Source organism: Cytobacillus praedii (genome assembly GCF_001439605.1).
In the GTDB taxonomy this organism is placed as follows: domain Bacteria; phylum Bacillota; class Bacilli; order Bacillales; family Cytobacillaceae; genus Cytobacillus; species Cytobacillus praedii.
On sequence record NZ_LMBX01000001.1, the window covers coordinates 357,249 to 369,473 of the forward strand.

7 protein-coding genes are annotated in these 12,225 nt (G+C 38.3%); 6 read left to right on the top strand and 1 reads right to left on the bottom strand.

The features are described 5' to 3' along the window. The first annotated feature begins 133 nt into the window (after positions 1–133). Positions 134–4,849, top strand: coding sequence for a pectate lyase-like adhesive domain-containing protein (locus tag ASU02_RS01705; protein WP_057760309.1), 4,716 nt, complete (start codon positions 134–136; stop codon positions 4,847–4,849). Positions 4,850–5,231: 382 nt separating this feature from the next. Here the strand turns inward: ASU02_RS01705 and ASU02_RS01715 are convergent, their stop codons facing one another. Next, a complete protein-coding gene (locus ASU02_RS01715) occupies positions 5,232–5,672 on the bottom strand; it encodes a YtoQ family protein (RefSeq protein WP_057760313.1) in 441 nt (146 codons plus the stop codon). Between the two features lie 667 nt (positions 5,673–6,339). Here ASU02_RS01715 and ASU02_RS01720 point away from each other — a divergent pair. From ASU02_RS01720 to ASU02_RS01740, 5 genes are all read left to right on the top strand, one after another. Then, positions 6,340–7,128, top strand: coding sequence for an IclR family transcriptional regulator (locus ASU02_RS01720; protein ID WP_057760315.1), 789 nt, complete (start codon positions 6,340–6,342; stop codon positions 7,126–7,128). Between the two features lie 18 nt (positions 7,129–7,146). Further along, entirely contained in the window at positions 7,147–8,172 is a 1,026-nt protein-coding gene (locus ASU02_RS01725; RefSeq protein WP_057760317.1) for an ABC transporter ATP-binding protein, read from the top strand. Further along, complete coding sequence (locus tag ASU02_RS01730; protein WP_057760320.1) at positions 8,162–9,226, top strand: ABC transporter ATP-binding protein; 1,065 nt, start codon at positions 8,162–8,164, stop codon at positions 9,224–9,226. The genes ASU02_RS01725 and ASU02_RS01730 overlap by 11 nt, the downstream gene beginning before the upstream one ends. A gap of 63 nt (positions 9,227–9,289) precedes the next feature. Continuing rightward, positions 9,290–10,510, top strand: coding sequence for a dipeptidase (locus ASU02_RS01735; RefSeq protein ID WP_057760322.1), 1,221 nt, complete (start codon positions 9,290–9,292; stop codon positions 10,508–10,510). A 24-nt stretch (positions 10,511–10,534) separates the two neighbouring features. After that, the gene (locus ASU02_RS01740; RefSeq protein ID WP_057760323.1) at positions 10,535–12,169 is read left to right on the top strand and encodes an ABC transporter substrate-binding protein; all 1,635 of its coding nucleotides are present in this window, start codon (positions 10,535–10,537) and stop codon (positions 12,167–12,169) included. Positions 12,170–12,225: the final 56 nt, after the last annotated feature.

Genomic DNA, 12,225 nt, shown 5'->3' on the forward strand with positions numbered 1-12,225 from the left:
AAAATAAAAACACTTCTTCCCTTGAATACCAATTTTGGAAATGATAGGATGGTAATGGTGGATATAGGAATATTGTACTAGTTTTTCAACGGGGATATAGAAAAGTCTTGATCTAATAATGGTAGGGAAAGTTATGACTTCAAAAAAATCAAAATCTGCTAAACTATTGGTGGTTTCTGGGGCAATGTTCGCTAGTTCGTTTGTTGCCGCAAATCCTGGAAAGGCAGAGGCAAGCTCTAATGCCGAAACATTAGTGAAAAATGCGGAAAGTTTTGCAAACGCTTTAAAATGGGAAATTTCCTATGATCATCGTAAAATCGCCTATCCGAAAAATGTTTTCGATTATCCAAACATGAAATTATTTAATGAGACAAAAGCGGCTATGTTCGCAGCTGAAAAAGCATTAAACAATGCAAGTGGAAGTGAAAAGCAAATATTAAAGGCACGACTTGACCAGAATGTAAAAACACATTACGACCGTGCAGTTAGATACATAGATTCAGTCACAGCTGGAAAGAAGATTCTAGCGAAAAGCGATGTGCTAAAAGAGAAGTTGGCAGCAAATATTATTGATGATTCGACAGAAAATGCGTACCACGCTCTTTCACGCGAGATTAAAAGACTCTCTCCAATTATGTACAAAACATATGGAAAATCAACAAGAGACGCGTTAGTCAAACATTATCAAGGACCTGCTTATCAAACAAAGGATGATGCACTATATCCTGTTTCAATTAAAATTGAGATCGACCGATTAAATAAAGCGTTAACTGAGAAGGATACGGACAAGTCCATCCATCATACATCACTTTTAGAAAAGTACTTTATTGATGGTACTTCAAAAGGTCATTTAACAGAAGGATCTGAGCTATACAAGAAACTGTCTGATAGCTATAACGCTTCGTATAATAACTTCACTAAATTAGCGACAGTTCTAAAAGCAGATTCTAGCAATATTAATAACCCAACAGTTGTCGGAGGTACAGGGAATGCTGTTCAAAAGTACGACAATACAATTGTAATTACGGCAGGTAAGGGCCAGCATATTAAATTAGCAAATGCGGAAGTTAACGGCAATATTGTTGTAAAAGGTGACCATACAGGTGCAGGAACAGTCCATTTAGAAAATGTAAAAGTAAATAAAGTCAACAATTACGGTGGAGATATAATCGTTAATGATGTTGCTGAACATAGCTTGTACTTTATTAATTCAACTGCAGCTAATTTAAATGTAAACGATTCCAATGGTGCGAATATTGCGTTTATTTCCGGGCGAGTAAATGCAGTTAACATGGCAGAACAATCTGGTGCAAGAGGCGCGATTATACTTGAATCAAGACTTAAAGGCGCAGTCGGCCAGGTTAACATAGCCTCGAAAGGCACGGAGGAATCAAAAGGCGTTACCTTAAAAGGTGATTTCTCTGAGTCAAGAGTAAATGTTACAGGACAAGACGCCCTAATCAGAGCAGCTGCCGATGCAAGAATAAAGGAAATTCTAGTAAGTATACAGGCGACTATTGAAGCGCAAAAAGGTGCCAACATCGAAACTCTTAACTTGGCCGCACAAAAAGCAGGACAAGCTATCGAACTAAGAGGAGATATGTCTAGAACTACGGTAAATATTTTGAACGCTAATGCCGATATTCGAGTAGCAAAAGACACACAAATTAAAGAAGTAAGAAAAGATCCAAGTGTTACAGGAAACGTGTCAATTGTAAACAACGGAACAATTGAAACGGCTACTGGTGTTACGGTAGGGAATAATCCTCCGACGGGTACGACACCTCCTAGCTCTGGTGGGGGATCTGGTTCTAGTGGTGGTGGATCGACGCCTCCTGTTACCCAGCAAACTCCTGCTCCTGATGCAACAAAAATTACAGTAACGAATAATCATAATAATCCAGATACAATTAAGGTGGATGGATTGAGAGTTGATGATGTTGTAAAAGTCTATGATGCAGCTGTAAACGGAACACTACTTGGCACAGCAACGGTTAAACAAGGGGAAACTTCTGTCATAATTGATAACTTACAATTAATCTCTCATGGTGGGAAAGTATACGTAACCGTAACAAGTGCAGGAAAAAAAGAAAGTACTAGGACAGAAAAGGTTTATACCACACAATCTTATACAATTATTGACCGGATTGCGGATCAATCAAAGGTAACCAATGTGAATATTAGTACTGGTGAAATTACAGTTGTTAGCGGTATAACTGTAAAAGAATTATATGATGGATTAAGCTCCCCAGTTGATGCGATATTTGAAGTGCAGGAATATATTGAGGGTGTCTGGTCAAAGGCTATAAATCTGTCTCAATTAGTAGTAAATACGAAGGATAGTCCAGAGAATGGAGACCATCGTATCCTTGTAACTGCAAAGGATGGACAGAATACACAAGAATATAAAATAGTGGTTCGCGAGCAAACACAATTGGAACAAGCAACAATTGCGGTAGAGAATTATGAAGCTGCAGTAAATACTCCTGATAAAGTAGAAGAGCTTGTAGGAAATAGCGCGGAGCTTCAGAAGCTTCTTTCATCATTTGTACCAGCAGTAAATGCCATTCAAAAGCTATCTGGTGAGGAAAAAGCTAACCTTCAAAAACGATTGGATGCTGCACATAATATTGCAACAGCAGCTGATTTTGTAAACGGGTTACAGCTGGCTACAAAAAAAATTACGAATGAAAACTTAGCACAAATAAACAGAAAGCTTACCTCAGCAATGGGTAATGTAAGTTCACTACCTGATAATGAAATTAAAATTGTTTTGGAGAAATTGATTGAAGTTGAAAAGAAAAAAATTGATGCTGCGACTGAAGATGTTGAAGCGGGAGTTGTATTTGTCAAAAATCAAACAGATCTAGAACAGGCTTTAAATAGTGAAAAGGTTACTCACATAAAATTGGCTAGCGACATTACTATTAGCGCTCAGCTCATTATCAAACAGGCGAATAAAATAATTGATGGGGCAGGGTATACTTTATTTGCGCAGTCATCATTCAAATATGCAGAACCTAATAAATCGGTCATAACTGTTTTAGGAGTCGACGATGTTTCAATTCTAAATCTAACTATTGATGCTAAGGAGATAAATGAGGAAAACAAATGGAACGGCATTTATACACTTCAGGTATACAATTCCAAGAACGCTAAACTTGATAATGTAACGATGAAAAACGGGGATGCTGGATTACTTGTAAATGGGTCTGAAGTTACTGCTAATAATATTAAAACGCTAAATAATGAATTTGGTGGAATAGAAGTCTCTAAAGGTTCTGCTGCCAATCTAATAAAGAGCAAACTTACTATCCAAGGAAACTCTACACATGAAGACTATCCTGGAAAACCAGCAATCTGGGTTTATTCTGACCAAGGAGAATTAATTTCTGATCAGTATGTCGTTACAGATAAAAACCAAGGGACGAATAACAATCAAACCTACTATGATTTATCTGAAAAAGGAATTGCCTTAATAGCTGTACGCGACGCAATTGATTTACTACCTGATCTTAAAAATATCAGTACAAACGATAAAGAAGCAGTGAATGCTGCTAATGAAAAGTTAAATGCAGCAAGACAACTTCATATAACTGACAGTCAAATAGGAACAAAGCGTATGGAAAAGTTAGATCTTGCAATTGAATTTTTTGCACCACTATCTGCTGCTTTAACTGGTGGAGGAATCTTTGAAATCGGAACTACTAATTCTATTAAGGTGCATGCTACCTCAAAAATAGGTGCCAAAGGGATAGAGGGAGTTCATTTTACTGGTCAGTTATGGCCGGATAGCAATGATCGTGGATTCCAGTACACTAGTGATGGAGCTTTTTATACAATTGCTTTAACAGATGAAGCTGGAGAAGCAGTTGACTTTGTGAAGGTTTTCAAATCTTTTAAAATTCAAACGCAAGGAAGCACAGCAAGCCAAGATTATCATCAAGAATTAAGTAGAACTGCAAGGTTAGCTGGAGACTTTGGTATTGAAGGTGCAACAAATCGTACAAAGATATATGCTGATAATTCTAATGACAAAGGAACATTATACTATGGAACTCCTTCGCAAATTGCTGGTGTAAACTATAAAAAGGGAGATACAGCATTTATTGAAATGTCTGGTGAATTATTGAATATAGCAGAGGTAGGGAACTATAAAATTACTGTAACAATGAATGCGCCTATACGTAGTGGTGTTAAGGGATCAGATGGCCAATTTGTTAAACATAGTAATAAAGAGGAATTAACGGTTCTGGATTCAGTAGAGTACAGTTTTACTGTTGGTGAAAGACAAGTAGATCTTGATTTAGCCGCCGCCATCCAAAAGGCAGAGGAGTTACAAAGAGGAGATTATACTGCAGCGAGCTTGGAAGCATTAGATCATGCATTAAATATGGAGGTACAAACAGATCAACAAAAAATTGAAAAAACAGCTGCAATTGAACAAGCAATTAATGAACTAGTTAAAATAAATCCAGCATCTGTTTCTATTTTTCTACTGCCAAATGGATTTACAGTAGGAGTACCTGCTGAATTTGAAGTAACAACTATAGCAGGGGATAAAGCTGGATTGTTAGTTATAGGTAATTCGTCATTTGAGAATGCGGAAGCAATTGAAACACTAGAGTATTTTGAAACTAGTAATAATACATGGCGTCCACTAGTTGGAGACTTCGGTCCAGCAGGTGGATTTCCATTGAGTGATGCCACAAGTACTTTTAGGGTTACATTTAAGACTGCAGGAGAGTATGATTTTACAGTAAATATGCGTGAAGCAGCAAATCTTAATAATGTTGTAGCTGCACAGAAAGCAAGTTTTGTTGTAAAGGAAGGGCATTCAACAGAATGAACTAATTAAAAAGCTAATTGAAAAGCTTTGTAGAGAAATTCGTTCTTGTGCTAAATATAAAATTTAGAATTTTATTTAAGGTACTAATTGGCTGGTGTGAGTTTGGTTTTGAACCGGACTCATACTTGCCAATTTTTGCTTTATACATTTCTTATTCAAATAATCGATTTAAGATTCTATTTTCCTATTTAATTCTTCAAATGAGCACAATGCCTCTCTATAATACATCTCTTGGTTTTAATACACAAAAAGTTCTAAATTAAATTGTCGCCTATAGTTAGCTATAAAAATGAACTCCAAAGCTAGATTTTGAGTCTAACTTTTGGGGTTCATTTCAACATTCCAGAGCATTTCACAAGTATTGTTACTTAATAAAATAGTTTTATTCAAAAATATAACCAATCACATCCAACGCCTGTTCAACAGTTTCAACCGTTACATTTGCCTTATTTGAAAGTTCCTTTAACGGGTGGATTAATGATTCCGGCCGAATGATAATAGTTGGCTTATTCATCATAATGGCCGTTGTGGCGTCCATCGCTGTATTCCATTGTTTATACTTTTCGCCAAACAAGGCAATTACGATATCGGCCTTCTGCATTAATACTTGTGTTCGGAAGTTGTTTATATCGGACGCAGCTTCATCCTTATAAAGGTTGCTAGGTTGTTTCCCTAGTATCTCTTCACCGATATCATCTGACCGGTCATGGTTTGTTTGAGGTGCCACAAATATTAACGGAAGATTTTTTTTCTTTGACTTTTTCTCTAATTCTTCTCTCCAATTATCATGAATCTGTCCAGCTAAATAAACGGTTAATTCCATTAATATCCCTCCAAGTGCAATTATTCTACTTTATCTTATAAAACTTTGCTGGAATTTTCAAAAATTAATGTGTGGTAGGAACTGCTATCTCCGTCAAGATGAGTATTATGAAGGCCCAATCTTGTTCAGAAAACAAAGAGATTGTCTTTCATCGCAGCAATGAAGGCCTCATTTTAGTCGGAAAACAAGCAAAGTGTCCTTCATCATGGCAATGAAAGCCCAAACTGGGTCGGAAATTGATGAAAGAGTCCTTCATCAGGTGAATGAAAGCCTAATTTAGGTTTGAAACCAATGAAAGAGTCCTTCATTGGGGTAATGAAAGCCCAAACATGATCGGAAACCAGGGGAAGAGTCCTTCATCGGTCAAAGAAAGCCCAAACTTTTAAGCGAACGGTTTGGGTTTGGTGAACAAGAATAATTGAATCAGCAAAAATCTCTAATCCCTGTAGATGGATCTACAGGGATTTTGTATTTTTATAACTTTGACTGAATCATATATTTGCATAGCTTATATTCGCCTTATAAGATTACTCGTCTTTTAATAGTCAGATATTTATAAAAAATCACAAAAATGTATTTACAATATTTTTTGTCGTGGTATTATTATAAAAACGTTGCAAAATTTAATATAGTGGTTCGATTATCGAACCGCAAAGGGTGTGTGAATTTGAGTTCGAAAACGGTTAGTAAAGCCCTTAGTATATTGGATGCATTTACTGCTGAAACCCCATCGTGGGGATTGAGGGATCTTGCGAGATATTTAGATATGAGTCATACGATTGTTCATCGTATTCTTTCTACCTTTGAGGAGAAGGGATATATTGTTCAAAACGCAGAAACAAACAAATATGAATTAGGTATTAAATTTATAGAGCTAAGCAGTGTGGTTGAGGACAATCTGAAGATTACTGAAATGATACAGCCCATTATGAAACGGGTTGCTTTAGAAACAGGAGAAAGTGTCGTTCTGACGATTGTTGATAATGAGGAAGGATTATATCTGAAAATAGTTGAGAGTGAAAAAAGTGTTCGATTTTCAGAATCCGTTGGAAAAAGAAGTCCACTGTACATTGGGGCTTCACACAAAGTGATCCTGGCCTATCTTCCAGATGAGATTCAAAGTAAAATTGTCGATCATGGGATAAGTAATAAGGCTAAACAGATTGATACAAAAGAAGGATTCCTTGATTTGCTTGAGTTTATAAAAAAACAAGGCTGGTTCTATACTTCAAGTGAAACGTTTGAGGATGTTGCCGCTGTTTCTATCCCTTTGTTTGATAATAAGAGAAACATACTAGGGTCTTTATCTGTTGCAGGCCCAAGCTACCGATTAACAGAAGATCAGGCGAAAAAATTTCTTCCGATACTGAAGGAGAATCAGGATAATTTAAATTTCATTTTAAGCAAAGTCTTTTTTCCATCTAGAAGAAATTATTTAATGAATAAACTATCTTAATGGAGAGGAGGGAGTTAGTTGGATAAGATTCTTGAAGTGAAAAGTCTTGTCACAGGTTATCAAGGGAAGGAGGGATTTGTAAGAGCTGTAGATGGTGTTTCTTTCGATATTAATAGAGGCGAGACCATTTGTATTGTAGGTGAATCAGGCAGTGGGAAAAGTGTAACATCCATGAGTATTATGCGGCTAGTAGAATATGAGAATGGAAGAATCATTGATGGTGAAATTAAATTCAATGGCGAGGAACTGACAACCAAAAATACCGAGGAAATGAGAAGGATAAGAGGGTCGAAAATATCCATGATCTTTCAGGAACCTCTGACAGCACTTAACCCTGTATTTACAATCGGCAAACAAATTTCAGAGGCTATTCTTTTTCATCACTCGTTAGGCAAAAAGGAAGCTTGGCAGCGGGCGGAAGAACTTGTTCGCCTTGTTGGAATTTCAGATCCTCAGGCTCGCTTGAAGCAATACCCACATGAGTTATCAGGCGGGATGAGGCAGAGGGTAATGATTGCCATTGCTTTAGCTTCAGAGCCGGACCTTCTCATTGCTGATGAACCAACAACTGCCTTAGACGTTACCATTGAGGCACAAATACTAGAGCTTTTACGAAAATTACGGCAAGAACGTAATATGTCCATTCTGCTCATTACACATGATATTGGTGTGGCTGCAGAAATGGCCGACCGAATAATCATTATGTACGCAGGAAAAGTGATGGAAATTGCTAATACGAAGGATATTTTTGATCAGCCATTCCATCCTTATTCAAAAGGCCTTTTGGAGTCCGTTCCAAAAATGAACGGAGAACGCGGGGTTCCATTGAAATCGATTAAAGGATCGATTCCTAGCTTAAATGAAATTCCTAGCGGCTGCCGTTTTTCACCACGCTGTCCATTTGCAACAGATAAATGCCATACAGAGGAACCGCTTTTAGAAATGAGAGGCGATAGACAAGTTGCATGCTGGCATGTAGATTACCTGATTGAAAATAACTTGCTTCAAATTGAGGAAGAAGGGGGTGTATCTATTGAATTCTAATCAAGAGAGCTATTCCTCTGACAGCTTAGAGCCACTTCTAAGAATTGAAAATTTGAAAAAACATTTTCCAATCAAAGGAGGTGGTTATTTTAGAAAAGAAAAAAAGGCAGTGATGGCTGTTGATGATGTATCTTTTACGATTTATAAAGGGGAGACATTAGGTTTAGTCGGTGAGTCAGGCTGCGGGAAATCAACACTTGGCAGAAATATTTTGAGGCTGCAGGAGCCAACAGAAGGTCGGGTTTTCTTTAATAATACGAATATTTTATTACATAACAAACATGAATTAAGAAAACTGCGAAAACAGATGCAAATAATCTATCAGGATCCTTTCGGCTCTTTGAATCCTCGCTTTACAATAGGACAAATTATAGGCGAAATGTATGAAATCCATGGCATTGCGAAAGGAGCTGAAAAGGAAAAGAAAGTAAAAGAAATGCTTGAATTAGTTGGACTGGATCCTAGCCGTTACAATAGCTATCCGCATGAATTTTCTGGGGGGCAGCGGCAGAGAGTAGGCATTGCCAGAGCGCTTGCGTTAAATCCGACATTTGTTGTAGCGGATGAACCAGTCTCTGCACTTGATGTGTCAGTTCAATCACAAGTAATCAATTTATTAATGAAGCTAAAAAAGGAATTAGGTCTCACCTTACTTTTTATCGCACATGGTTTAAATGTTGTTAGACATATATCAGATCGTGTGGGTGTTATGTATTTAGGAAAACTTGTTGAGCTTTCAGAAACGGATAATATCTTCGAAAGTCCAGCTCATCCGTATACAGCAGCACTTTTATCAACAGTCCCTGAGGCAGATCCACGATTGAAAAAAGAGCGAATTGTTTTGAAAGGAGAAGTCCCTTCTCCAGCTAATCCTCCATCTGGTTGTCGTTTTCGAACAAGATGTCCACTCGCAGCAGAACGATGCAAGAATGAAATGCCGCCATTAGTAGAAGTACGCAGCAAACACCACGTCGCTTGCCATTACCCACTAGAAGAAGGACAAACACTAAAAGAAGCCATTGCTTCTAGAAAAACAGGACAATTATCCCTTTAATTATCTGAATGTTTTTGTTAATTGAATAATCAGTCAAAAAATACAAAATAAGGAGTTTTTAACATGACACAAACGACTAAGCAAGGAAACAAGAAAATTTATGACGGATACAAATCTTTTCAGTATTTAGAAGCTGGTGTCGATTACAAAGAGTATAAATTATCGAAGGAAAATGATCGAGTGGAACCTTATGTTTATCCAGTATCGGCAGATGAAGAAGAAACCGTTCAAGAAATTCTGGAACAGGATTATATCGTTTCCATGCATGAACATACATTTGTTATGCCGGAAAACTTACAAGAGTTCTATGAATTCAGACGTCAAGGGCGTGATTGGACAGGCTTTGAAGCGCTTAGCCAATCCGGATTGGATGTGATATTCGAAAATTTCATGGATGGAACAGCGATGATTACTTCTCAGGCAGGATGGAAATGGTCAGATGTCATTCATGATTTGGGTATTCGTTTTAGTGATATTGCTCATCAAGACATGGTCATTAAGGCAGAGCGCATCTCGGATTTATATCGCGCGAAAAAGGAAGGGAAAATTGCTTTTGTTGGGGCATTGGAGTCTTCAACAATGATTGAAAACGAGCTTGATCGATTAGATGTTTTATATGGGTTTGGTATCCGTACGATGGGGATTGTTTACTCTGAAGCCAATCAATTAGGAGCAGGTTTAAGAGAACCAAATGATGGCGGATTAACTGTATTCGGTAAGCAGGCTGTTCGTCGGATGAATAAGCTTGGAATTACGATTGACGTGTCACATGCAGGGGATAAGACATCATTAGATACGATCGAGGCGAGTGAAAAGCCTGTCACGATCAACCATGCAGGAGCTCGTGCACTCTGGGATACAAAACGCTTGAAACCAGATGATGTAATTAAGGCTTGTGCGGAAAAAGGCGGGGTTATTGCGATTGAAGCTGCTCCACATTCGACAATTACTCATAATCATCCCGAACATAATATTGAATCATTCATGGAGCATTTTGAGTACACAGCCAATTTAGTGGGGATCGACCATGTGGCTTTCGGCCCTGATACATTATTTGGGGATCACGTAGGTATTCACGATCTCTTAGCTGGCCAGCTTTCCATCAAGAGTGCTCAAATGGCAAACCTGCAAAAGGTTGAGTATGTGAAAGGGCTTGAAAATCCAGCAGAATGCTTCCCTAATATTGTTCGCTGGTTAGTGAAGAAAGGTTATAGCCGTGAAGAAATTCGTAAAGTTGTTGGCGGAAATATCTTCCGTGTGCTGGAGGCCACTTGGGCAAAATAATTTAATTTGAGAGGGTAGATGAAAATGAAGAAAAGCAAATGGAAATTTTTAAGTACCCTATTGCTCTCCGTTGTTCTTCTTGCTGCATGCTCCTACGGAGGAGAAAGTACGACTACAAGTGGAGAAAAAGAAGACGGAAGTAGTTCGGCGAGTGGACCAAAGAAAGGTGGTAAGGTCTCCATTCCGATTGTAGCAGATCCGACATTTAATCCCTGGCATCCGAACGCATACGCAGAATCAAATGTCATCAACAGAGTATTATTCTCAGGGTTAACACAGCCAGGAAAGGATTTGGCACCTTCACCTGACTTAGCCACAAAATGGGAGGCATCTGAAGACGGCCTTGAATGGACCTTCTATTTAAGGGACGATGTTCTTTGGCATGATGGGGAGAAATTTACTGCTGAAGATGTCGCCTATACATTTAATGAAATTGCATTAAACAAAGAATTAGGGGCAAATAATGCATCTTATTTCCAAAAGGTAAAAGAAGTCCAAGTAGTGGATGACTTCACAGTAAAGTTCATGATGGAGAGTCCAGTAGCAGCTTTACCAGCTTATTTAAGCTTTAATACAGAGATTGTTCCGAAGCATATCTTTGAAGGGAATGATCCGTGGGAATTAACCTCTTTTAATAAGAAGACCCCTGTCGGAACCGGTTCCTTTAAGCTAAAGAGCTATACTTCAGGTCAGAGTGTCGTTCTTGAAAGAAATGATGACTACTATGGAGAAACTGCACTTCTTGACGAGGTAGAGTATAAGGTTCTGGCTGATGCCAATACGCATGTTGCCCAAATTTTAAGTGGAGAGCTCTCGATCTTTGCATTGGATGATCTTGCTGCACTTGACAGAATTGAGAAAGCAAAAGGTGTAACTGTTGAGGGAAGAGAGACTACCCGCTTCTTCTGGCTGATCGTGAATCAGCAAGTTGAAAAATATCAGGACGTACGTGTTAGACAAGCCCTTCTTCATGCTATTGACCGTCAAAACATCATTGATACTGTGCTTAAGGGATATGGAACAATTGCAGATGCGGGGATTGCCCCAGCATTGAAGGAATATTACACCGATGATGTTACGCGATATGAGTATGATCCGGAACGTGCGAAAGAACTTCTTGCTGAAGCAGGATGGAAAGACACGGATGGAGATGGCATTGTCGATAAAGACGGAGAACCTTTCAAAATTGATTTTGAAATTGGAATCCAAGGGGATCTAGAGGCTGTTTCTCAAATGGTCCAGCAATATCTAGTTAAGGTTGGCCTTGATGTAAAATTAAATGCAATGGAATGGAACACAATGATTCAAGATGTTGTTGTTAATCGCGATTATGAAATGAGCTTAAACTGGTGGAGATATCCTGCCGATCCAGATTTATCAGCTTATATGCATTCGAATAGTATTAAAGGAATGAATATCCCTGCTTATCAAAATGCAGAGTTAGATAAGCTGCTGGATGCAGGCGCACAAGCAAGTGACGTGGAAGAACGGAAAGGAATCTACTTGGATGCACAGAAATTAATGGCAGATGAGCTGCCATACATGTTCCTCTGGTATCCGCAAGAAGCACAAGTGCGAGTAGACAAGCTTAAAGGTGTTCCGGAACTATCATTTGGGGATGCTCTTCATTATATCCATGAATGGTATATCGAGGAATAGTTGATGGATATGGAAGTGTGTGATTAACACACTTCCATTCCTACTAAGCGGGAAAG

Bases quoted from the DNA above. Each gene is read 5' to 3' on its own strand.
- ASU02_RS01705 (WP_057760309.1), top strand. From the start codon at position 134: ATGACTTCAAAAAAATCAAAATCTGCTAAACTATTGGTGGTTTCTGGG.
- ASU02_RS01715 (WP_057760313.1), bottom strand. From the start codon at position 5,672: ATGGAATTAACCGTTTATTTAGCTGGACAGATTCATGATAATTGGAGA.
- ASU02_RS01735 (WP_057760322.1), top strand. From the start codon at position 9,290: ATGACACAAACGACTAAGCAAGGAAACAAGAAAATTTATGACGGATAC.
- ASU02_RS01740 (WP_057760323.1), top strand. From the start codon at position 10,535: ATGAAGAAAAGCAAATGGAAATTTTTAAGTACCCTATTGCTCTCCGTT.